Here is a 22,176-nt window from a genome sequence, read left to right as displayed (position 1 = left end):
GAAAGGGAGCTCCAATGAGGAAGATCATCGCCGCAACATTCGTCAGCCTCGACGGCGTCATGCAGGCACCCGGCGGCCCGCAAGAGGACCCTGTCGGCGGCTTCAAATTCGGCGGCTGGACGTTTCACTACTGGGACGATGTGATGGGCGCCGCCATGGGCGAGACGTTTTCAAAACCGTTCGCGCTGCTTCTCGGCCGCAAGACCTACGACATCTTCGCCGCCCACTGGCCGTACCAGAAGAGCGGTCCGATCGCCGAGAGCTTCAACGCCGTCACGAAATATGTGGCGACGCACAGGCCAGATACGCTGTCCTGGCAAAACAGCCAGCCGCTCGGCAGCGATGTCGTGGCGACGTTGCGCCGGATGAAGCAGGAGGACGGCCCGGACCTGCTCATTCAGGGATCGAGCGAGTTGATCCAGACCTTGCTCGCCAATGACCTGATCGACGAGATCAGCCTGCTGATTTTCCCGCTGGTGCTGGGCAAGGGCAAAAAACTGTTCGGCAGGGGCACGATACCTGCCGCCTTCAAGCTGACCCGTTCGCAGGTATCGACCACTGGCGTGCTGATGGCGAGCTATGAACGCTCCGGCGAGATCAAGACCGGGTCCTTTGCTCCGGAACAGCCGTCCGAAGCCGAGATCGAGCGGCGCAAGAACTGGAAATAGAGGCTGCGGGGCGATCAAGGACGGCTGAACACCGGCCGTCCTTTTTGCTGTTTTCTAAGCCGCCTCTCGCCGCCGTGCCAACCCATCGCGGAGGTGGCCCGCGAATGCCAATGCAGCCGGCGCGACGCCGTGCTTCGGCAAATGCAGATTGATTGAAAAATTCGGCAGCGACGGCAGTTCCGGATCGTTGGCCAAAATATCGAGGTCGGCAGGCACGGTTGACGCCAACCAGGTGGTGACGGCCAAGTCCGAACGCACCGTCGCCGTCGTCACGTCGATGCTGCCGTTTTCGAAGACGGTGCGCCATTCCAGCCCGTGCTCGTTAAGCGCCTCCAGCACCACCGGGCGGAACGCGCAGGTCTCGGCGACCATCGAAACCGGCAAGGGTCGCTTGCGGCGGGCGCCACCGCCTTTGGCGCCGACCCAGACCAGCCGGTCGACAACAAGGCATTCGCCGGGCGACCGACCGATCGGCTCCTCGATCACCGCGAGCTCAATCGTGCCCGCCGCCAAGGCCGCAGCCAACTCCGGCGACGAGGCGCAAACAAGCGAGATCTCGACCTGCGGATAGGCCTCGGCATAGGCCTTGAGCACCGGCGCAAGCAAGGTGCCGACAAGGTCGTAGGGCACGCCAAGCCGCACCTGACCGGCAACCGCATCACCCGCCATCTCCGCCAGGATCTCGTCATTGAGGGAAAGCAGGCGCTTGCCCTTGCCGAACAATCGCTCGCCGGAGCGGGTCAATCGCAATCCGCGCCGATCGCGGTCGAACAGGCTGCAGCCGAGAACCTCTTCCAGACGCTTGATCTGCTGGCTGACGGCACCTTGCGTCAAATGCAGCGCGTTGGCCGCCGCCGTCATGCTTGTCGGCAACGGTGACGAAGGTTCGAACCAGGGCAGTATCGAGGTTGCGGAGCATCTGGTCATTATATTTGCTAATGCACATCATGGCAAACATTGCATTTACTGATGGGCCAAACAGCCTACGGTGCAGGCTTCAAAGGAAGCCGCATGTTTGAAACCGTCCTTCCCCTCCTCCTGTTCGCGCTGGTCTCAACCTCAACCCCAGGCATGGCCACGACCTTGTCGACGGCGTCCGGGGCGCAGTTCGGCTTTCGCCGCTCTATCCCGCTGATGGCCGGGAGTGCGGCCGGCCTGGCCACGGTGGCTGCGGCAGGTGCTGCTGGGCTCGCTGGTCTGCTGGCCGCCGCTCCTTCGCTGCAACTGGCAATGAAAATAGCCGGCACCCTCTATCTGGTATGGCTTGCCCTCAAGATCGGCCGCAGCGGCCCGCCCAATCTGGACGTGGCTATGGCAAAGCCGAACAGCTTTTTCGGTGGCGCCGGCCTGCAATGGATGAACCCCAAGGGCTGGGCCATGGGGCTGGGAGCGGCGGCATCCTTTGCCGCGCTCGCCAACGGGCCGCTGCAGCTCGCCGTGCTGCTCGGCACGGTCTTCGGTCTTGCAGCGGCCCTATCGCTGGCGGCGTGGTGCGTGGCCGGCACGCTGCTCGCCCGGTTGCTGCGAACCGAGCGGCAATGGCGCATGCTCAACATCATGCTTGGCCTGCTGCTGGCCGCCTCGATCATTCCGATGTGGCGGACAGCGTAAGACCAAGCTGTGGCGCGTCGCTCAGCAGCGCTTCAAACAGGTGTTTGGAAAGAGCAGGCGGCAAGCCTGCGAGCGGCGCTGGACGAAATCGCCGCGTTGGATTTCGACGCAGCGCCGGCCGCGAGTTGAATTATCGGCGGCCGGCAGCCAAGCTTTGCTAACAAGCCTTATTCGGCCGGCATCGCCACCGGTCGCGCCGCCAGATGGCCCGCCAGCACCACGCCCAGACCAATGATCGGGAATGCCGCCGCGACCACACCGAGGTCGGCCGGTGCGCCATAGCGCAGCACCGCAGCGCCAACCACCGCACCCAGTGCGACGCCGAGATAGAGTGCCGAAGCGTTCAGCGACAGCACGATGGGGGCGGCATCGGGCGCCAGCTTGATGATGCGGCTGGCCTGCGCCGGCGGGAATGCCCAGCCGACGATGCCCCACGGCACCATCATGGCCATCAGCGCCGGCCCGGCGATCTCGCGCGGCAGGAACATCGGGATCAGCGAAAACGTGACCAGCATGGCGGCACTCAGCGCCAGCGACCAGCAGACGGTGCGCGTCGCGCCGAAACGATCGGCGGCCTGCCCGCCGCCGATATTGCCGATGACCGCGCCAACGCCGAAAGCGAGCAGCATTCCGGGAAGCGCGATCGGGTTCAGTCCGCCACCTTCGATGGCGAGCGGCGCGACAAAGGCAAAGACGGTGAAGGCGCCGATCAGGGCCAGGATGGTCGTCACCAGGATAGGCATGACGCCGGGGCGAAGTGCCGCTGCCAGCCGCATCCGGAGCGGAAGCCTGGTGCCGACGATGCCGCGCGGCAGCCGGTACCACAGGATCGCGCCGGCGAGCGCGCCAAGGCCGGCAATGGCAAAGAAGGTGCCGCGCCAGCCGGCAACCGTCGCAACAAGCGCGCCAAGCGGCGCGCCGACCGCGACCGCCACGGTGGTGCCGCCGACGACCACGGCAATGGCGCGGGCGCGGTGATGATCGTCGACAAGCGCAACGGCCGTTCCCTGCGCGGTCGCCGCGAACAGGCCTGACGATAGCGCCATGACGATGCGCGCGATCAACAGCAATTCGAAGGAGGAGCTCAGCGCCGCGGCGACGTTGCCCAACACGAAGAACACCAGCGTCCACAGGATGACGCGGCGACGATCCCATTCGCCGGTCAGCGTTGCCAGGATCGGCGTGCCGATCGCATAGGCGAGCGCAAACGCCGTGATCAGCGTGCCGGCGAGCGGAACGGAGATGGCGGCATCCTTTGCAATGTCGGGCAAAAGGCTGGAGATGACGAAACCTTCGGTCGAAATCGTGAACGATCCGAGCGCAAGCCAGATGAGGCGCTTATCCATGGCAATTTCCTTAGTTCAAAGGTTATTGAACAATTGGACATAACAGGGCATGATGTCAATAAAGCCGCTGCAAAATAGCCGAACCATCCTGACAGCCCGGTGTCAGGATGGGGCGACGGGGCGAAACTATGTGTCCATCAGCCACGAGAGGAGATGCGTTGAAATCGGCCCCGAATGTGCTTAATTCCTGGGCATGACCTTGCCCCATCCCACCGCCGACCAGATCAGCCTGCCGAATGTGCTTGCCGTGCTCGGCGACCCGACGCGGTTGGCCATCGTGCGCTATCTCGCCAGCAAAGAGGGCGTGCCGCTGAATTGCAGCCGGTTCCTCGATCTCTGCTCGAAGACCAATCTGAGCTACCATTTGGCCAAGCTGCGCGAGGCCGGCGTCACCCGCACCGAAGCGGTTGGCACCAGCCGGCTGATCACGCTGCGCCGTGACGATCTCGACCGCCGCTTCCCGGGCCTGCTCGACAGCGTCATTGCCGCGGCCGGCGACGACGCATCGTTGCCGGCGGTCGGCGGCCACGAGATCGAAGTCCGCGCCTGAGCACCAACAGGGAAGCGTCCTTCCAGAACTTGGGTTCCTCGCCCCCACGAGAGTGGGGGAGAGGTGGCCCGGCGAAGCCGGGACGGAGAGGGGGCCTTGACGCTCCCAGAACGTTCAAGGAAGCTTCATTGTCCTCGACGCGCCGGTTTGCGAAGAGCCCCCTCTCCGGCCGCTTCGCGGCCACCTCTCCCCCGCTTCGCGGAGGCGAGGAAACGCTGCCTCAGCCACGGAGCTTCCCCATGCGCATTGCCGTCCTCGCCGACATCCACGGCAATGTCCTGGCGCTCGAAGCCGTGCTCGACGATCTGCGGCGACGCGGCGGCGCCGACCTCATCGTCAATCTCGGCGATTGCGTTTCCGGCCCGCTCTGGCCGCGCGAGACCATGGAGCGGCTCGAGGCGCTCGACCTGCCGACGGTACGCGGCAATCACGACCGCCGCGTTGCCCGCGACACCGGCGACGAGACCATGTGGCCGTCCGACCGCTACGCGCACGAACGGCTGACAGAGGCCCAGCGCGAGGCGCTGTTCGCGCTGCCCGTCACGCTGGAGGTGGCGCCCGGCATACTCGCCTTCCACGCCCGGCCCGACCACGACGAAAAATACCTGACTGACGCGATAGTCGACGGCCGGCTGGTGCGCGCGCCGCTGGCCGCCATCGAACGGCGCCTCGGCGCGATCGATCCCGCTTGCCGCATCATGCTTTGCGGCCACAGCCATCGTAGCGAGCTGGTCCGCATACCCGGCGGTCCGGTCATCTTCAACCCGGGCAGCATCGGCTGCCCGGCCTATGACGATTCGACCCCGCCGGCGCATGTCTCCGAGCAAGGTTCGCCGCACGCCCGCTATGGCATCCTCGACTTGCACCCTGATCGTTTCGAGGCCATCGCCGTCGATTATGACCACGAGGCGGCGGCGCGTCAGGCCGAGCAGGCGGCACGGCCCGAATGGGCTCACGCGCTGCGCACCGGCTTCATGCCGGGTTGAACCGCGGTTATACCCGGTCCGAACGGATGACCGCCTTCGAGCGGCAGAAGCTGCGGCCGGTCCAATCTTCAGTTGTCCGACGCGGATCGCTTCGATCGCTTGGCAGGACGTCGGGTGCTGGCCGCCGAAGTCTTGGGCGTCGAAGTCTTGGGCGATGAAGCCTTTGGCCGTGTCGGCTTGGGCGCCAGTTGCGTTGGGTTGAAAGTCTGTGCTGGAACCGATTCGGAACCGGCCCGAATGTCGGCGTCGCGCACCTGCTGGCCAAAGTTCAGGCTGGTCAGCTGTTCGATCTCGGCCACCGTCGAAAGAAACTCCGATACCCTGGCAATTTCAAGCGGGTCATCGAATGCCTCGGCACGCTCGCCGAACGCTTCGGGCATCACTTCCAAAACCGGCTTCTGGTCCGCCAGCAGCGCGATGGCGCGCAGGCCAGCTTGATCGGACCACACCGCGATCTTCCAGAACTTCAGCGGAACATGGCTGTCGAAGCGGTAGGGAGGATCGTCCTCGCGGAACACTGGCCCGGCAAACACCGTGACACGGCCTCGGGTCGTGTAGGCGTTGCGCAGCACATAGGTTTCCACCGCGCGCCATCTCAGTTTCCCCTTGGAGCCGGGATGGTTAAGCGAGCTTCCCTGATTGAAGAAGCCGACTTGCGGCGCAGCATTGGGATAGAAGAACGTGTCGCGTTCTGCCGCGACCGCCTCCTGATCCACCCCCCATGCAGGGTCGCCGCGAAGCGTGATATGACCCTTCTGGAACATTCGGGCTATTCGTTCCTTGGATTTTGCGACAGGAAATCCAGGCACATTCTGGCTCGAATAGAATTCCTGGGTCATCTGCTCGCCAAGGTCGATGCGGCGATCGGGCCGGAAAGCATCGCTGGCTTCCGAACCGGAAATCGACTCCACCCCCAATTCGACAAGCGACGGGTTGTCGATGACCGTCTTGTCCTCACGATTTACCGCCTTGGTGCGGGATCCATCGATATTGCAGGCGGTGACGAAGGCAAGCCTGCGATCGGCGTTCATCAAGATCGAAAAATGATGGTAGCGCAATTCGTGTGGGTCCTCGCCCGGTTTGGCAAGAAGGTTTTTGGCCAACCGGAAGGGTGAATCGGCAACCGTCGGCATTGGCAGGACAAAGCCCGGTATGAAGCCGGGCTCATACCCTCCACGATCGTCGAAGTCCTCTGTTTTCCAACCCGCTGCCTCGGCGATGGCTACCTTCGCGGGTTCGCTTGCCGGGCTCTTGCCGTCGTTTCGTCTTGCATCGCCTCCGTCGCCGTCGATTAACGGCGCCCGGACATTTATCTCGACGGGAAAAGTCCAGGTGACCGAGCCATCGGCGTTGTGTCTCGTCGCCGGCGGATTGCGATCGGGTTCCGGCCGCTGCACCGGCTTGTCCGGCACATCTTCGCGAATGTCGGCGTTCAGCCGAACTGTCTCGTCCATCATGCGCGGCGTGCCGGCCCAAATCGCCAGAGCTTGCGAAACCGCCGATGCCGAGGAGCCCGGTAGCCTGGTCTTTCTAGTGCTGAGATCGTCAACGATGGCGCTGATCCGTATGCCTTCGTTGATCTCGCGCGTAAGCGCATAGCCACCTATGCCCGTCACCTCGTGGAACGGCCCGGCCCAATGATGCAGGGCAATAGGCTCCCATTCGTTGTTGAAGACCGGTGAGCCGGACGAACCCTGTTCGGTGTCGGCGACATAGTGCAGCACTTGCACCGTTTCGTCGCGGGCCACCAGCCGGTTTTCACGCAGCACCAGTTCCTTGAAGCGGCCATCGGGGTGCTGAACGATGTTGGCGATTTCGCCAAGCATATGCTTGTCGCGCGCGTCCGACAGCGAGATAAAACCGAACTCCCCCAGTTCCTTTGGACCTGAACGCCGCTCGCCGACCCCGATCAGCGTATAGTCCAGACCCTCTATGCTATCGGTCACGAAACAGGATTCGGGATCGAACAGGAACGTCGTCGGCGTACGCACGGCATTCGCACCGTCCTGCTCATAATCGAACTGGACCTGGAAGCGCCGGGAATCCGCCGGCGACGAAATCACATGGTTGTTTGTGAGGAACAGCCTTGGTCCGACCAGGAAACCCGATCCTTGTGGATTGCCGTTGAGAAAGGCAACGCGGCCGACCGCATCGGCCACACGGCGCCCACGCTCCAGAAATGCGACCCCGATGAAATCGAGCGTTGGGCCGAGAATTGCCTCAGGTCCTGGCTGTTTGGCGGCGGCCTTTCTTTCCCCGGCAGACCTCATGTCGATCGCTGCCGATATCATCTCCGCTTCGGTGCGGCTGAGCGACGCCTTTACCTGCAGCCTGTCGAGGCGCCTGGAGAGGGTCTGTTCGGCGGCCAGCGGATTGCCGTTGGCGATGTGACCAAGTGAAGCCTCAATCTCGGCGCGCGTTTTCTTGATACGCTGGCGAACTATGTTTTCCACCTGTGCAAATATTTCAAGGTCGACCATATTGCCCTCCTCAACCTTACTTGAGAGAGTGCATATTTACATGAAATGTGCAATATTTTGCCGGCTGTAGTTTACGGAAGTGGCCTGGTCGCGATTCAACACGCGGCCCCTTTTCGGGCTTACACAGCGCCGCCTCGTCGCCTATAAAAACCGGCTGGCGTGCGATGGCGCTTTCGTGCCTAGCCGCGCCTTCGGCAATTGAACCTACCGCCCGTGGCAGATGACTAGGCGCACAGTAACACTCCCGACGACGCTGCTTGCGGTGATTGCCGCTCCGCTGATGCTGGCGGAGCTGCCGGCCACCGGCCAGGAGCCGGAGCCCATCATCTCGATTGTGACGGGTCTCGCTCCGGATGACCTCCTGAACGTGCGCGCCACGGCATCGGCCATGGGCAAGATCGAGGCACGGCTACCGAGTGGTTCGAGCGTGAAAAATCTCGGCTGCGGCGACGTCAGCGGCTACAAGTGGTGCAAAGTCCAAGACATCGACGACCCGAAGCTGAGCGGATGGGCTCCGGCGCGCTATCTCGACCCCATCAATCCCCGGCAAGTGACACCGCAGGTGGCGGCCAGTGCGGAGAACCCTGCCTCTCAACCGCTGCCGGATCTGACAACGCGCCTCGGCGCGGCCGCTCCCGAAACGCCGCTGAACTCCGCTGACTCAATCGGCAGGGTGGCGATCGAGGATGCTTACCGCCTGGCCCTGGCCGCTGGAAACCCGTCGACTGGACAGGTTGATGGATCGGCGCCCGCAGCAGTGGGTCCCGTCCAGAATTTCGGCGCGGCCAACGCGGCGCCTCCGCCCGACGCACAGACCGTTGCACGGCTGCAGCCGCCGGGGACACCGGTCCCAGGTGCTGGCAACGCCATCCCCTGCGCGCGCTATCTCGGCCAGCCGATGACCAGCTGCAAGGCAGGCGTCGCGCGCACGGGCGACAAGATCGACGTGACCGTGACCTGGCCCGACGGCGGCACGCGCATCATCAGCTTCAAGGCCGGCAAGCCGGCCAGTGCGGACGCACCCGGCGAATTCCGCTTCACCCGCGAGGGCAGCCTCAACATCATCCGTATCGGTGCTTCCGAGCGTTTCGAGATCACGGATCAGTTGGCTGGGTTAGGGGAATAAGGCAGTAGGGCACTAGGGCAATATGTTTAAAGGGCGCTCGAACCTCTGCCCTACTGCCCTACTGCCCTACTGCCCTACTGCCCTACTGCCCCACTGCCCCACTGCCCTACTCCCCTACTCCCCTACTGCCCTACTGCCCTACTGCCCTACTCCCCTACTCCCCTACTCCCTCATTTTCGGGGTTACATCCGGCAAAACTCTTCCCTATAAGGCCCTCCTAGCCTGATACCAGAATCGCGAGCACAACCGGCCGGGTCATCCCGTCCGGCTTTTTGTGCAAGCCGCCCGCCGAACGGACCCTCGACATGCCAAGACGCACCGACATCAAGTCGATCCTGATCATCGGGGCCGGCCCCATCGTCATCGGCCAGGCCTGCGAGTTCGACTATTCCGGCACCCAGGCCTGCAAGGCGCTCAAGGAAGAGGGTTTTCGCGTCATCCTGGTCAACTCCAATCCGGCCACCATCATGACTGACCCGGAACTGGCCGACGCTACGTACATCGAGCCGATCACGCCGGAAGTTGTCGCCAAGATCATCGCTAAGGAGCGGCCCGACGCGCTGCTGCCGACCATGGGCGGCCAGACCGCGCTCAACACCGCTTTGTCGCTGCGCCGCATGGGCGTGCTCGACCGCTATCAAGTAGAGATGATCGGCGCCGACGCCACGGCCATCGACAAGGCCGAGGACCGCGCGCTGTTTCGCGAGGCGATGAACAAGATCGGCCTGGAAACGCCGAAGTCGATGTTGGCCAATGCCACCGACGTCAAGAATGCCGACCGCAAGACACACGAGGCCGAGCGCGCCGCGCTGAAGGCCGAGAAGCCCGAAAATCTCGACGCCGCGCTCGACGCGCTGGAAACGCGCTGGAACCTCGGCGAGGGCGACCGCAAGCAGCGCTACATCAGCCACGGCATGGCGATCGCAGCACAAGCGCTCGATCATGTCGGGCTGCCCGCCATCATCCGCCCGTCCTTCACCATGGGCGGCACCGGCGGCGGCATCGCCTACAACCGCGCCGAATTCTACGAGATCGTCCAGTCCGGCCTCGACGCCTCGCCGACCACCGAAGTGCTGATCGAGGAGAGCGTGCTCGGCTGGAAGGAGTATGAGATGGAGGTCGTCCGCGACAAGGCGGACAATTGCATCATCATCTGCTCGATCGAGAACATCGACCCGATGGGCGTGCATACAGGCGACTCGATCACCGTCGCCCCTGCCCTGACGCTGACCGACAAAGAGTACCAGATGATGCGCAACGCCTCGATCGCGGTGCTGCGCGAGATCGGCGTCGAGACCGGCGGCTCCAACGTGCAGTTCGCCGTCAACCCGGCCGACGGCCGCCTGGTGGTGATCGAGATGAACCCGCGCGTCTCGCGCTCGTCCGCACTGGCCTCCAAGGCGACCGGCTTCCCGATCGCCAAGATCGCCGCCAAGCTCGCCGTCGGCTATACGCTGGACGAGCTGGAGAACGATATCACCGGCGGAGCAACGCCGGCCTCGTTCGAGCCGAGCATTGATTACGTCGTGACCAAAATCCCGCGCTTTGCCTTCGAGAAGTTTCCCGGCGCCGAACCGGTGCTGACCACCTCGATGAAGTCGGTCGGCGAGGTCATGGCCATCGGCCGCACCTTCCAGGAATCGCTGCAGAAGGCCTTGCGTGGACTGGAGACCGGCCTGACCGGTCTGGACGAAATCGAGATCCCCGGCATCGGCCACGGGAACGCGCCAGCCAGCCATGTCGATGACCGCAACGCTATCCGCGCCGCTCTGGGCACGCCAACGCCCGACCGGCTGCGCATGGTGGCGCAGGCCATCCGCATGGGCACCTCGCTGGAAGACGTGCACGCAATGTGCAAGATCGACCCGTGGTTCCTCGAGCAGATCGCCGGCATCCTCGCCATGGAAGCGCGCATCCGCGAGCACGGCATTCCGGAGGACGCCGCCAATCTGCGCATGCTGAAGGCGATGGGTTTCTCCGATGCCCGCCTCGCGTCCCTGGTCAGGAAGGATGTCGAAGAGATCCAGAAGATACGCGACAAGCTCGACGTTCATCCCGTCTACAAGCGTATCGACACTTGCGCCGCCGAGTTCGCCTCGCCCACCGCCTATATGTATTCGACCTATGAAGTGCCGTTTGCAGGCGCGCTTGCCAACGAGGCGCAGGTCTCGTCGCGCAAAAAAGTTGTCATCCTCGGCGGCGGCCCCAACCGCATCGGCCAGGGCATCGAGTTCGACTATTGCTGCTGCCATGCCGCGTTCGCGCTGCGCGACGCCGGCTTCGAGGCGATCATGGTCAACTGCAACCCGGAGACCGTGTCGACCGACTACGACACTTCGGACCGGCTCTATTTCGAGCCGCTGACGCCGGAGGATGTCTTGGAGATCCTGCGCGCCGAACAGGCATCGGGCGAACTGGTCGGCGTCATCGTCCAGTTCGGCGGCCAGACGCCGCTCAAGCTCGCCGATGCTTTGGAAAAAGCCGGCATCCCGATCCTCGGCACCTCGCCCGACATGATTGATCTCGCCGAGGACCGCGACCGCTTCCAGAAGCTCTTGCACAAGCTCGGCCTCAGCCAGCCGAAGAACGGCATCGCCTATTCGGTCGAGCAGGCCCGCCTCGTCGCCGGCGAGCTCGGCTTCCCGCTGGTGGTGCGCCCGTCCTATGTGCTCGGCGGCCGCGCCATGCAGATCATCCACGACGAGAGCATGCTGCAATCCTACCTGCTCGACACCGTGCCCGGCCTGGTGCCGGAGGACATCAAGCAGAAATACCCCAACGACAAGACCGGCCAGATCAACACGCTGCTCGGCAAGAACCCGCTGCTGTTCGACACCTATCTCTCAGGCGCCATCGAGGTCGATGTCGATTGCCTCTGCGACGGCAGGTCGACCTACGTCTCCGGCATATTGGAGCACATCGAGGAGGCCGGCATCCATTCGGGCGACTCGGCCTGCTCGCTGCCGGTGCACTCGCTGCCTTCGGAGCTCGTCGACGAGCTGGAGCGGCAGACGGCCGCCCTTGCCCGCGCACTCAATGTCGGCGGACTGATGAACGTGCAATATGCGATCAAGGACGGCACCGTCTATGTGCTTGAGGTCAACCCGCGCGCATCACGCACCGTGCCGTTCGTCGCAAAGACCATCGGGCGGCCGATCGCCAAAATTGCCGCCCGCATCATGGCGGGCGAAAGCCTGGAAGACGCCTTCGCCCATTACGGCGCCATGCCGGACCCGCGCAATCCCGGCCACATCGCGGTCAAGGAAGCAGTGTTCCCGTTCGCCCGCTTCCCCGGCGTCGACATATTGCTCGGACCGGAAATGCGCTCGACCGGCGAGGTCATGGGCCTCGACCGCGACTTCGCGCTCGCCTTCGCCAAGAGCCAGCTAGGCGCCGGCGTCGACCTGCCGCGCTCCGGCACCCTGTTCGTCTCCGTGCGCGACGAAGACAAGAAAGGCATCCTGCCGGCGGTCAAGCGCCTTGCCGGCCAGGGCTTCAAGGTGCTCGCCACCTCCGGCACCGCCCGCTTCCTCGCCGAGAACGGCGTCGCGGCGGAGAAAATCAACAAGGTGCTGGAAGGCCGCCCGCACATCGAGGACGCCATTCGCAACCGCCAGGTCCAGATCGTCTTCAACACCACGGACGGCCAGAAGGCGGTGTCGGACTCGAAATCGCTACGCAGGGCGACGCTGATGCAGAAAGTGCCGTATTACACGACGCTGTCGGGCGCCGCTGCGGTGGCCGAGGCGATTGCGGCGCTACGGGCGGGGAGTTTGGAAGTGCGGCCGCTGCAGGAGTATTTTAGTTGATCTAAAGTAGTGCTGAGGTGGCCAGCAGGCAGCCGCAGCCTTTAATGCATCCCTGATAGGAAGCCTCGTTTACGCATTTCACAGCAATTCCGAGATTGTCGACCAAGCGGCCAACAGGAATATCTGGATTGAGGGCCAAAATAGCCACCATACGGCGGCGAGAGGCGTACCAATGCCGATCAATGTTGCAATGAACGATAGAAGTTTGCTTTCAACGACGAGATTGTAGAGAGTTCTAAGCCGGCCACCATGCATCTCCCACCAGCCCGTCTCAGTTCGGAGATCTCGATCTTTCACCAACGTCGCAAAATTCGCGAAAATATCGACTTTACGCAAAGTCGACTGATGAAGCCCGTAGAAATTCCTCTGCTCAAAGGCCGCCGCCTCTTGAGCTCCAGTCATGAAGTCCAGAGGACGAATATGGTTTTTAGCGATTAGCGACTCTATTCGAGGATGCGAGATATACCCCTTTCCATAGATATTGATGATCAATCTTGAAAGATCATGCTTTCGATCGTCGTCGATAACCACCGGCGCTCCACCAAGAACGGTATATCGGTGTTCGATAGCGGCAAAGCCGTAGTTGGCGTCGCGCATATTCCAATGTAGGAAATGACTATTCCTATATGATCCCACAAACGAAAAGAACGCATCGAGCATGACTCGCTCCAGCCGATCATAGTGTTGTTCAATCTCGGCGAATGCTACGCCTTGGCGTTCAGCAACCTGATGAATCGAAAATGAGTGGGTTTGCGCGTCGCTAAGTTTGCGAACCGCAACTGAAGTCACCCTGGGCGAACGTCCGTCAACCCGGTCGTAGAAGCTTTCGCATGAATAATGGATTAGCCATGTATTTTTGGCGTCAGCAAAGATACCGTCAATTTCCTTCCAAGCTTCCGTTTGGCGAGTCGGATCAGGCGCCGTCATATGTGGCATCCATTTATACGAGAGCTTTCCTATCAACTAGACGGCACACAATACCAAGTCTTAAATAGGATTGTCGAAAGTTAGAATAAAAGCTAGCCTGTGTTGCTCTCGACCTGTCGGAGCTGTGGAGGGGCCGCTGGACATCGGTTTTGGACACCGAGCCAGCGGCTCCTCGTGGGCCCAGCAAAAGCTGAGCTTAATTCCCGTTTGGACCGGGAATCAATCCGTAGACGCCATCGCGCGTATTACATTTGCAATCTTGTTCGCTTCTGCAGGTGTCAGATCGTAGGGTAGGCCTTGCACCTGAACCGTCAAGTCCGGCCTAATAGGAATCGGTAATATTGAGACCGAAGTAGGTGGCGCCATTGGAAAGATGGGCGATATTTTTTGCGAAGGCCTTTCCGGAGTGCCGTTATCAATAGTATTGGTCGATTTCTGGCGCTCTGTAGATTTCCTTCCGGACGACTGGATCGATGGTCGAAAAGACATTGGATTGTCTAGATAACTTTTGAAATCATCAATCGCGGATTTTAATCTGCTCTTGTACGTGTTTAGGCTATCAGGCGTATAATTTGACCCGGAAATATTCGAAAATCTAACAAGAAGCTGATCAAGATCTACATTTGTAACGTCTTCCGCCTCATCGCGTTCAAGTATAGAGAGAACTTTGTTCGCTGACGCTTTGCGCGAGCGAGCAGTCGTCTTGTTCATTAAGCCCTTCCTCGCAAGGTAGTCGAGGAACTCCAGAAGGGCTTCGCGGGACCGCTTTCCATTCATTGCAGCCATCCTTTCACGGATAGGCATAACACATTCCGGATAAGTTGCAATATCTTTTGTGTCCACGTAGACGTTGTCCATATCTATAAGGGCGAATTGGATAATGGACACTCGGCCTAGCCGAGAAACCCAATAAACCGCCCCGCAAACAGCACGGACGTCCACAGCACCAGCGAAAGCACAGCCAGCACGGCCGTGGCCCTACCGGCCGGCTCGTCACCGCCTTTTGCACGGCGCATGAAGACAAGAAAATTGGCGCCGGCGAGGAGGATGAGGGTCATCTTGGCGAGGAAAATCGGCATCGCCGCATACTCGCTCGCCCTGACCGAAAACAGCAGCGATCCCGTGACAAGCGCACCGCCAAACGCGCCCAATGCGGTGCGGCGCAGTAGCGCGACGAACGCCGCCTGCGGCAGCGACCGGAAGACGCCGAGGACCCTGAGGTCCATGAGCCAGACGCTGGTCAGCAGCGCGCCGATCGCCATGATGTGCAGCGCATTGACGATGGGGTAGGCGACGAAGGAGGCCTTCAGTCCCCGCACAAGCGCGAGTTGCTCGATGCCAGCGAAAAACCCGTCCATTCAGGCCGGCGGCACGCGGTCGGGATAGACGTCATAGGTCTTGCCGCCGACGATGATGCGGACTGCCTTCATGCGCTTTTCGCTCTCGTCGCGCGAGCGATGGCCGATCGCGGTCACCTCGTCCCCGACCTTGGCGACACCTTCCGTGAAGCCGGCAGCGATCGTGCGGGACGGCGGCGCCATCTCCACTCGCCAGACCGCTCCCTCGGCGTCGACATCCAGCGTGGCGTGCGGATTGCCGATATAGATGGCCGTGATCTTGCCCTTGAGTTCGAAGAATCCGTCCTGCGTCCACGACCAGCCATGATGGGCATAGGCTGCGGTGCCGGCGACAAGGATCACCGCCGCCGCCAGCGTGACGCTCCGGTTGAAAGGTGACAGCATCGCTCGTCTCCTCGGTTCCGGCATAAAAGGGTAGGTCAGCGCGCTGCAGCGTCAAATCACATGAGGGCCTTTTGGGTCGCTGCGCTCCACAGCCATGGTAACGGAACGGATCCTAGGGTCTGCGCTCCGCTTCGCGTTCGCTCCGCCCTAGGATGACGAAGCGAGGGGAGGTTTCCAGCCAATCTCCAACGTCCGCGATTAGCGTTATGCCACTGTACCTTCGTCATCCTAGGGCGGAGCAGGAGCGAAGCGACGTCGCGGAGACCCTAGGATCCATGCCGTTACCTTCGAGCGTCGGAGCCTCTGCTGAACATCGCCGCACTTACCGAGGCGCTTGCCCCGAACCTCACCCCGCCCAATCCACCTCGATCATCCCCAGCCGCTGATAAAGCCGCACCGCAGCCGCGTTCTCGACCGTGTTGGTCTTGAGATCGACATGCGCCGCGCCCCTTGCCTGAAATACCGCAAAGGCGTGACGCATCAGCGCTTCGGCAATGCCCTTGCAGCGCGCCTCGGGGTGGACGGCAAGGTCCTTGACGAAAGCCCGCGTCCAGCAGAGCGCAGCGCCGGCCAGCCGGCCCTTGCCGTCGATGACCAGGAAACACAAAGCGGGATCGAAGTCCGCGTCGCCCGAAATGCGTGGCCACCACTCGTCGAACGGCCCATCGGCGCCGTCGTCGAACACCGCGGTCAACAGCGTATGCAAAGCGAGTGCATCGGCGGCTTCGAAGGCGCGCATGAAAAAACCTTCGGGCCAGCGCGGCGCCAGGAGCGTGTCGTCGAGGATCTTGCGCAGTCTTATGTCGTTTGGCGCCGGTGGGCGCGGCTCAGGCATCGGGCTGCATGCGGCGGCGCAGGCTGTCGCTGCCGAGGCCGGTTTCGCTCAGCATCCCCTTGCGCTTGGCGTCGTAGTAATAGCCGCTCTGGTAGAGCCGGTCGGCGCGCTTGGGGTTGCCGCCTGAGACCAGCCAGGCGCCGCGCAGATATTTCACCGCGTATTTCAAATTGGTCTCGGCGTCGAACAGGCCGCTCGCCGGCCCGTCATAGCCCATGCCGCGCGCCGTCGCGTGCTTGATCTGCATCAGCCCCCAATGGCCGTGGTTGTAGGCTTTCGGGTTGAAGGTGCTCTCGCGGTTGACGACGCTGCGCACCAGGTCGACCGGCACCTGATAGAGCGCGGAATATTTCTCGATCAGCCGCTCGATCTCGCTGCGGCCCCCGGCGTTCGACCGGCCCTCGGTGGGGTCGGTCGCGGCCAGGGCGGCCGGGTTCTGCGGCACCGTGTAGGAAACCGGCTGAACGCCGGGCATGGCGGCGGTCTGTTCGGTGACCGGCATGGCGACAGCGGCCGTTGCGATGGCTGGCTGGGCATTAGTGGTGATAACGGCGAAAGCCGCCAGCGGCGTCGGCCCGGCAAAGGCGGCGGCCGGCTCGACCGGCAGTCCTGCCACCTGGGCGACACCGGACGGCTCCGGCAGCACCGAAACCGTGTCGGGCAGCGCCAACGTAAAGCCGGCATCGGTATTGGTCGCATTTTCGGTGAAGGCCGGCGTCGGGGTCACCGGCGAATTCGAGGTGCAACCGCTGAGAGCGGCCACGGCCAACACCGCCGCTAGGACGGGAAAGAGGAATTTTGCTGGCAAGCGGCGCTCGGGTCCGGTTCGTCGGGTGTTAAGAAGTCCTTACACCAGCATCTTTCCCCCGGCAATCCGCGGTAGAAGGTGGTTTTCGGGTGGCGAGCCGGACCGGGAAATGCGATATTGTTCTGGATTTGTACTTCGAAGGATTCCGGAAAGGAGCACGCCATGGACGCCTCTCATGCCACCGCCGGCCACGCGGTCTTCGAAACCGTGCTCGGCTTCATGGGCATCGCCTGGAGCGACGCCGGACTGACCCGGCTCTGCCTGCCGCAGCGCAATCGCGACGCGGTGGAACGCCGGCTGCTGCGCCATGCCGCCGCCGACCAGGCAGCGAAGCCCGAGCCGCAATGGGTTGCCGCGCTGATCGCCTCGATCAAGGCCTACGCCGCCGGCGAGGATATCGATTTCTCCAACGTGCCGGTCGATCTCAGCGGCGTCGACGAGTTCCGCCTGGCGATCTATGACGCGGCGCGAAAGCTCGGCTTCGGCGAAACCACCACCTATGGCGAACTGGCCAAACGCGCCGGCCATGCCGGGCTGGCGCGTGAAACGGGCGCGGCTCTCGGCGCCAACCCGGTGCCGCTGGTCATCCCCTGCCATCGTATCCTTGCCGCCGGCGGCAAGATCGGCGGCTTTTCCGCACCCGGCGGGTCGGCCACCAAGGAAAAGATGCTGGCCATGGAAGGTGTACGCGTCGGCCCGCCGCCGCCGGCGCAGGTGTCGTTCGGGTTCTAGGGTTTATCGATGTTCAGGTGAGGCCGGCATCTCGGCACGTCGTCTCAACCCCTAATCCGGCAGCAGGCGCCGGCGGAAGCGGCGGTCGATCTCCACCCGCTTGCATTTGTAGACGGTGCAGGAATTCGTATCGGCGCTCGGCACCGAGGCCCGCGCCCTGACCTCGCCGATGTCGCAGAATTGCTGGCTCCGCACGTAGCGGTCGTAGAGCGCCAGCCCCGGCACGCGCGCCGATCTGTAACGCAGGATGACCGCGCCCTCGCGCGCGATCGTCGCCTGCACCTTGCCGCAGCTCATGCGTGTCGGGTCATAGCGCGAGACCGCCTGCGCCTCGGCGGCCACCAGCGTCAGGCAAGCGGCAAGCAGAACGATTTTCATGGCCCCTCTCCCCAAAACCCGGTCGCGCCCGAAGCAGGCGCGATCTCCCGCGTCAGGCGCGCAACAACGACGCTCTCACGCGATTGGGGCGGCCGTTGGGCAGCGTTGCCGCCGCGCCATTTTCCGCCCCGTCTTGTTTTTCGCGCGAAAGCATATTATATGCGGTCCATTGATATTTCGGCCGATCGATCCGGGCCTCGCGATATTCGCGTTTGCTGACGTTCTATCTCCAAAATCTCGATACAAACCGGCTGGGTTTCGGCCCCGTCAAACTAAAGCAAACGTAAAGGACTATCGAAATGGCAACAGGTACGGTCAAGTGGTTTAATTCCACCAAGGGTTTCGGCTTCATTCAGCCTGACAGCGGCGGCGCGGACGTTTTCGTTCACATCTCCGCAGTCGAGCGTGCTGGACTGTCGACCCTGGTCGAAGGCCAGAAGATCAACTTCGAGATCGAGCAGGACCGCCGCACTGGCAAGTCGTCCGCTGGATCTCTGAGCAAGGCAGCCTGATTTTGCGAATGGCGCGCGCCGGGCGATAGCCCGGGGCGCGCGGCAAGTCACGGATGTACTGACAGTCGCGCGAGAAGCGCGCCGGAGCGACAGACCCCGACAAGCCGAAGCAGCAGATTGCTGCCGGCCCGGCCAAAACGCTCCCGATCAGGCTACCAAGCATGGGAAGGCGGGATTTTGTCCCGCCTTTTTGCTGTTTGGATTCCGATGAACCGCCGCCTTGGTCCTATGGGACCACTTTATGGTGTTTTTGCCCCGGTCATGGTACTATCGACCGATGAGCAAGCTTGAACAGATTGAGAAATCCGTCGCCGAACTAAGCCCCGAAGAGCTCAAGGCGTTTGCCGCATGGTTCGAGGCGCTGCAGGCCGACATGTGGGACCGTCAGTTCGAAGCCGACGCCAAGGGCGGCAGGCTGGACAAGCTTGCCGAGCAGGCATTGGCTGATCATCGCGCCGGCCGGACCCGGCCTCTGTGAATCATTTTGCGACTCCCTCGTTTTGGGAGGCCTACGCAAAACTGCCCTCGTTAATCAGAGCAAAGGCGAACAGACGTTTCGCCAAACTGAATTCTGAGCCGTTCCACCCGTCGTTGCATTTCAAACAGGTCGGGCGCTACTGGTCGGCGCGGGTTGATATCAACTACCGCGCCGTAGCTGTTCGCGACCACGATGACGTGGTCTGGTTCTGGATAGGCACCCATTCCGAATATGATCGCCTGCTGAAATAGCCGCGCGACCATTCACGCCACGGGCCGAAAGCCGCTAGCGCGACCGGGCATCGCGCCTGTTGGCGCGCCCGTCCGGAGCGAGCCGCGAAGCGGCGACAAGCGTGAGGACAGAATTAAGGCAGCCACTCCAGCGGCACATGCCCCGGGTCGGCCTCGACCCTTTTCAGCCAGGCGGCCACCGCCGGATAGGCGTCGAGCTGAAACCCACCCGTCTCGGCCGTATGCGTATAGGCATAGAGCGCGATGTCAGCGACGCTGAGCGCATTGCCGGCGAAGAAGCTGCTCCCGGCCAGGTGCTTGTCCATGACGCCGAGCGCCTTGTTGCCGCGCTCCAGCGTCACCGCCAGCCGATCGGGTGTCGCGTCTTTCGCGCGTTCTGGAAAGGTCAGCAGCGCCCTGCGCACGGCGATATAAGGCTCGTGGCTGTATTGCTCGAAGAACAGCCACTGATAGGCCAGCGCGCGTTCGTATCTGTCCGCCGGCAGAAACCGCGTGCCTTCGGCGAGGTAGAGCAGGATGGCGTTGGATTCGGCCAGCCGCCGGCCGTCGTCGAGTTCGAGCAGCGGGACCATGGCGTTCGGGTTTTTTGCGACATAGTCGGGCTTGCGCGTCTCGCCGGTATGCGAGCTGACCTCGACATTGGTGAAAGCGATGCCGAGCTTGGCCATCAACAGGCGCGGCTTGTAGCAATTGCCGCTGTCGATCATTCCATAGAGTATCATCGGTGCTCCCCCTTGCTCGCAACCACCCGTCTCAAGGCTTGATCCAGCCTCAAGCCTCTATCCCGGCAGCGGCGGCTTCATCCAGTGATTTGTTTTGGCGTAACCATCAGCGCCGCTGATGCATTTCAGGATATGTCGAGATTCAAGTCAGGCCGAGCCGAGAAGTGTGGGTTCCGAGAACCGGAGCGGAGCGTACCTTTTGGGTACGTGAGCACCGGAAGCGCAGGACCCCCGTTCGCAGGCCGGCATCACTTGAATATCGGCATATCCTAGCCGAACAAGGGGACGACGTTGCTATCCCTGCCAAGCAGCCTGTCGATCGACAGCGGCTCCTCGTCGAACAGCGTGCCGGCCAGCGCCGGCCGGGCGAGGTAAAAACCCTGCAGCAGGTCGACGCCGCCATCCAGCGCGACGCGCAGATGCGTGGCGTTCTCGACGCCTTCGACCAGCACCTTGGCGCCGCGGTCGTGCAGCGTCGAAACCAGCGGCCGGAAAAACCGCTCGGCGGCGGCATGGCGGCAGAATTCGGCGAACCAGGTGCCGTCGATCTTGACGATGTCGGGCTGCACGAGGGCGACCCTTTCTTCCGTCGAATGCCCGGTGCCAAAATCGTCGATGGCGATGCGGACGCCGTCGCGCCGCATCTCACGCGCCAGGCTGACAAGCACCTTGTCGCCGGCCGCCTGCTCGGTGATCTCGCAGACCAGCATGCCGGGATGCAGGCCGAAATCCGCCAGATGCCTGGTCATCAGCCTGATTTCGGCCAGCGCCCGTGCGGGGTCATCGTTGATCAGCGGATTGTAGTTGAAGAACAGGTCGAGCCCGTCGACGCCGATGTTGCGGAAGTTGCGCAAATGCAGCACCCGGCACATGGTTTCGACAAACAGCCGATCCGCAGTCGGCACATCTTCGAAGAAGATTTGCGGCGCCATCGGCCTGCCTGCACGATGCGGCTCGATCAGTCCCTCGACCGCGACGGCGGCGAGAAACCTGCCGCGGGGCGCGAAGACCGGCTGGTAGGCGCTCCTCAGCCGGAATGCGCCGTAGACGCCATATTCGATGCCGACCTCGTCGGCAAAGATCGCCTCGCCGACCTTGCGCCGCATGTCGGCTTGCCCGGTCACGATGCCACCCTGCGGCCAAAGGCCCGCATCGGCCGTCGCGATGGCGAAACGGCCGCAGAAACCTTCTCCGTATCGGCCGACACCGCAGCCGCCTGCCCGCTTTTGTCGAAGACGCGGAAGCTGGTCGGCGCAAGCTCGGGGCGCGCCAGCACATAGCCCTGCACCATCGAGGCGCCCGACTTTTCGGCGAGCTCGAGCTGCCAGCCCGTCTCGATGCCCTCGAACACCGTACGGATGCCTTGCTCTTCGAAGCTCGTCACCATGGCGGTCAGCAAGGCGAAGCCGGCACCGGATTCCATCAGCGTCATGATCCAGTCGGCATCGAACTTGACGATGTCGGGCCTGAGTTCCTTGATGCGATTGATGTCGGACTCGTCGGCGCCGTAATCGTCGACCGCAATGCGCAAACCATTGCCCCTGAGCGCCTCGACGAAATTGTAGAGCGTTTCCTGCGATGCCGATTTCTGCTCGGTGACCTCGCAGACGACGCGGCGCGGATCGATGTCGGCCTCGTGCAGCACCAGCCGCATGTCGCGCAGCGCCTTGTCGGCGATGCTGCGGTCGGTGAACACCGATGGATCGAAGTTGATGAAGATCGAGGCGTCTCGCGGCAGGCAGGCGCCGGCGTTCAGAAGGTGCAGCGTCCTTGTCAGCGCCTCGATATGCAGGCGGTCGACCGCCGGACAGCTGTTGAAGAAACTCGTTGGCGGCTGCGGCTCGCCTTCGCGGAACGGCCGGATCAGCCCCTCGAACGCGACGACGGAAAGCTTGCCCTTGTTGAAGGCGAAGATCGGCTGGAACGCGCTTTGCAGCGTATAGACCCCCCAGACACCGCTGGCGGTGCCGTCATCATGGCGGATGATATGGGCAAGCCCGATGCTGCGCGTCACGGTTCCTCGCTGTGCGAGACTGGCGGACCGGCTACGGTCCTGCCGTTCAAGCTTTTACCGATCGTTGATGAATTTATTGTTGCCAGCATTGCGCGCTGGCTCATTCGACAATGCCTGCGCTGGGCTTGCGCTTGGCAAAACGATGCGACATGAGAGGCGCCGCGGCGCCTTCGCCGCGCCCGTCCTTTCTGGAGATATTTC

The 22,176-nt window shown here is 62.7% G+C and carries 22 protein-coding genes and 1 pseudogene; 10 read left to right on the top strand and 13 right to left on the bottom strand.

Annotation, left to right across the window (positions count from 1 at the left end):
• Positions 1 to 14 precede the first annotated feature (14 nt).
• Positions 15 to 668 (top strand): dihydrofolate reductase family protein, encoded by a 654-nt coding sequence (locus tag NKH23_RS07765; RefSeq protein ID WP_353034421.1) that lies wholly within the window; start codon positions 15 to 17, stop codon positions 666 to 668.
• A gap of 54 nt (positions 669 to 722) precedes the next feature.
• Here NKH23_RS07765 and NKH23_RS07760 read toward each other — a convergent pair.
• Positions 723 to 1,626 (bottom strand): annotated as a pseudogene (locus NKH23_RS07760) (LysR family transcriptional regulator).
• Between the two features lie 53 nt (positions 1,627 to 1,679).
• Here NKH23_RS07760 and NKH23_RS07755 point away from each other — a divergent pair.
• Entirely contained in the window at positions 1,680 to 2,279 is a 600-nt protein-coding gene (locus NKH23_RS07755) for a LysE family translocator (protein WP_352720886.1), read from the top strand.
• 167 nt (positions 2,280 to 2,446) lie between these two features.
• Here NKH23_RS07755 and NKH23_RS07750 read toward each other — a convergent pair whose 3' ends face one another.
• Positions 2,447 to 3,625 carry an MFS transporter gene (locus NKH23_RS07750; RefSeq protein ID WP_254820339.1) on the bottom strand — a complete coding sequence of 393 codons (1,179 nt, stop codon included), beginning with the start codon at positions 3,623 to 3,625 and terminating at the stop codon, positions 2,447 to 2,449.
• A 193-nt stretch (positions 3,626 to 3,818) separates the two neighbouring features.
• Between NKH23_RS07750 and NKH23_RS07745 the strand changes: the two genes are divergently transcribed.
• Positions 3,819 to 4,175 (top strand): ArsR/SmtB family transcription factor, encoded by a 357-nt coding sequence (locus tag NKH23_RS07745; RefSeq protein ID WP_023719360.1) that lies wholly within the window; start codon positions 3,819 to 3,821, stop codon positions 4,173 to 4,175.
• Between the two features lie 239 nt (positions 4,176 to 4,414).
• Positions 4,415 to 5,161: a metallophosphoesterase family protein gene (locus tag NKH23_RS07740; RefSeq protein WP_352720888.1), complete on the top strand. Its 747-nt coding sequence runs from the start codon at positions 4,415 to 4,417 to the stop codon at positions 5,159 to 5,161.
• Between the two features lie 68 nt (positions 5,162 to 5,229).
• Here NKH23_RS07740 and NKH23_RS07735 read toward each other — a convergent pair whose 3' ends face one another.
• Complete coding sequence (locus NKH23_RS07735; protein WP_353034419.1) at positions 5,230 to 7,641, bottom strand: DNA/RNA non-specific endonuclease; 2,412 nt, start codon at positions 7,639 to 7,641, stop codon at positions 5,230 to 5,232.
• 280 nt (positions 7,642 to 7,921) lie between these two features.
• Here NKH23_RS07735 and NKH23_RS07730 point away from each other — a divergent pair, with 280 nt between their 5' ends.
• Together NKH23_RS07730 and carB are read left to right on the top strand one after the other, a co-directional pair.
• Positions 7,922 to 8,767 (top strand): SH3 domain-containing protein, encoded by an 846-nt coding sequence (locus NKH23_RS07730; RefSeq protein ID WP_352978485.1) that lies wholly within the window; start codon positions 7,922 to 7,924, stop codon positions 8,765 to 8,767.
• A gap of 305 nt (positions 8,768 to 9,072) precedes the next feature.
• Positions 9,073 to 12,576, top strand: coding sequence for a carbamoyl-phosphate synthase large subunit (gene carB, locus NKH23_RS07725; RefSeq protein ID WP_352912470.1), 3,504 nt, complete (start codon positions 9,073 to 9,075; stop codon positions 12,574 to 12,576).
• Between the two features lie 78 nt (positions 12,577 to 12,654).
• On the opposite strand, the gene NKH23_RS07720 is transcribed toward carB, so the two are convergent.
• From NKH23_RS07720 to NKH23_RS07695, 6 genes are all read right to left on the bottom strand, one after another.
• Positions 12,655 to 13,503, bottom strand: a complete 849-nt coding sequence (locus tag NKH23_RS07720) for a hypothetical protein (RefSeq protein ID WP_352912471.1) — start codon at positions 13,501 to 13,503, stop codon at positions 12,655 to 12,657.
• Between the two features lie 219 nt (positions 13,504 to 13,722).
• The gene (locus tag NKH23_RS07715; protein ID WP_352912472.1) at positions 13,723 to 14,346 is read right to left on the bottom strand and encodes a hypothetical protein; all 624 of its coding nucleotides are present in this window, start codon (positions 14,344 to 14,346) and stop codon (positions 13,723 to 13,725) included.
• A gap of 50 nt (positions 14,347 to 14,396) precedes the next feature.
• Entirely contained in the window at positions 14,397 to 14,861 is a 465-nt protein-coding gene (locus NKH23_RS07710; protein ID WP_352912473.1) for a DUF6644 family protein, read from the bottom strand.
• A complete protein-coding gene (locus NKH23_RS07705; protein ID WP_352912474.1) occupies positions 14,862 to 15,245 on the bottom strand; it encodes a DUF6152 family protein in 384 nt (127 codons plus the stop codon).
• 346 nt (positions 15,246 to 15,591) lie between these two features.
• Complete coding sequence (locus tag NKH23_RS07700; protein WP_352912475.1) at positions 15,592 to 16,080, bottom strand: GNAT family N-acetyltransferase; 489 nt, start codon at positions 16,078 to 16,080, stop codon at positions 15,592 to 15,594.
• On the bottom strand, positions 16,073 to 16,843 hold the full coding sequence (locus tag NKH23_RS07695; RefSeq protein WP_352912476.1) for a transglycosylase SLT domain-containing protein: 771 nt from the start codon (positions 16,841 to 16,843) through the stop codon (positions 16,073 to 16,075). The genes NKH23_RS07700 and NKH23_RS07695 overlap by 8 nt, the downstream gene beginning before the upstream one ends.
• 207 nt (positions 16,844 to 17,050) lie before the next feature.
• Here NKH23_RS07695 and NKH23_RS07690 point away from each other — a divergent pair, with 207 nt between their 5' ends.
• The gene (locus NKH23_RS07690; RefSeq protein WP_352912477.1) at positions 17,051 to 17,620 is read left to right on the top strand and encodes a methylated-DNA--[protein]-cysteine S-methyltransferase; all 570 of its coding nucleotides are present in this window, start codon (positions 17,051 to 17,053) and stop codon (positions 17,618 to 17,620) included.
• Between the two features lie 51 nt (positions 17,621 to 17,671).
• On the opposite strand, the gene NKH23_RS07685 is transcribed toward NKH23_RS07690, so the two are convergent.
• Positions 17,672 to 17,998 carry a hypothetical protein gene (locus NKH23_RS07685; RefSeq protein ID WP_023719370.1) on the bottom strand — a complete coding sequence of 109 codons (327 nt, stop codon included), beginning with the start codon at positions 17,996 to 17,998 and terminating at the stop codon, positions 17,672 to 17,674.
• Positions 17,999 to 18,297: 299 nt separating this feature from the next.
• Between NKH23_RS07685 and NKH23_RS07680 the strand changes: the two genes are divergently transcribed.
• From NKH23_RS07680 to NKH23_RS07670, 3 genes are all read left to right on the top strand, one after another.
• On the top strand, positions 18,298 to 18,510 hold the full coding sequence (locus NKH23_RS07680; protein WP_023678332.1) for a cold-shock protein: 213 nt from the start codon (positions 18,298 to 18,300) through the stop codon (positions 18,508 to 18,510).
• 277 nt (positions 18,511 to 18,787) lie between these two features.
• Entirely contained in the window at positions 18,788 to 18,988 is a 201-nt protein-coding gene (locus NKH23_RS07675) for a hypothetical protein (protein WP_352637184.1), read from the top strand.
• Positions 18,985 to 19,239 (top strand): type II toxin-antitoxin system RelE family toxin, encoded by a 255-nt coding sequence (locus NKH23_RS07670; protein WP_352683820.1) that lies wholly within the window; start codon positions 18,985 to 18,987, stop codon positions 19,237 to 19,239. Before NKH23_RS07675 ends, NKH23_RS07670 begins: the two co-directional genes overlap by 4 nt.
• 113 nt (positions 19,240 to 19,352) lie before the next feature.
• Here NKH23_RS07670 and NKH23_RS07665 read toward each other — a convergent pair whose 3' ends face one another.
• The 3 genes from NKH23_RS07665 to NKH23_RS07655 all read right to left on the bottom strand — a co-directional run bounded on the left by NKH23_RS07665 (position 19,353) and on the right by NKH23_RS07655 (position 21,975).
• On the bottom strand, positions 19,353 to 19,961 hold the full coding sequence (locus tag NKH23_RS07665) for a glutathione S-transferase family protein (protein WP_352912479.1): 609 nt from the start codon (positions 19,959 to 19,961) through the stop codon (positions 19,353 to 19,355).
• Between the two features lie 269 nt (positions 19,962 to 20,230).
• Positions 20,231 to 21,085, bottom strand: coding sequence for an EAL domain-containing protein (locus NKH23_RS07660; RefSeq protein ID WP_352912480.1), 855 nt, complete (start codon positions 21,083 to 21,085; stop codon positions 20,231 to 20,233).
• Positions 21,082 to 21,975: an EAL domain-containing protein gene (locus NKH23_RS07655; RefSeq protein WP_352912481.1), complete on the bottom strand. Its 894-nt coding sequence runs from the start codon at positions 21,973 to 21,975 to the stop codon at positions 21,082 to 21,084. Before NKH23_RS07655 ends, NKH23_RS07660 begins: the two co-directional genes overlap by 4 nt.
• Between the last annotated feature and the right edge of the window lie 201 nt (positions 21,976 to 22,176).

Origin of the sequence: Mesorhizobium sp. M1328, assembly GCF_040318075.1 — a bacterium.
Lineage (GTDB): Bacteria > Pseudomonadota > Alphaproteobacteria > Rhizobiales > Rhizobiaceae > Mesorhizobium.
The sequence above is the reverse complement of the archived record's forward strand: the minus strand, read 5'-3'. Positions and strand labels throughout refer to the sequence as shown.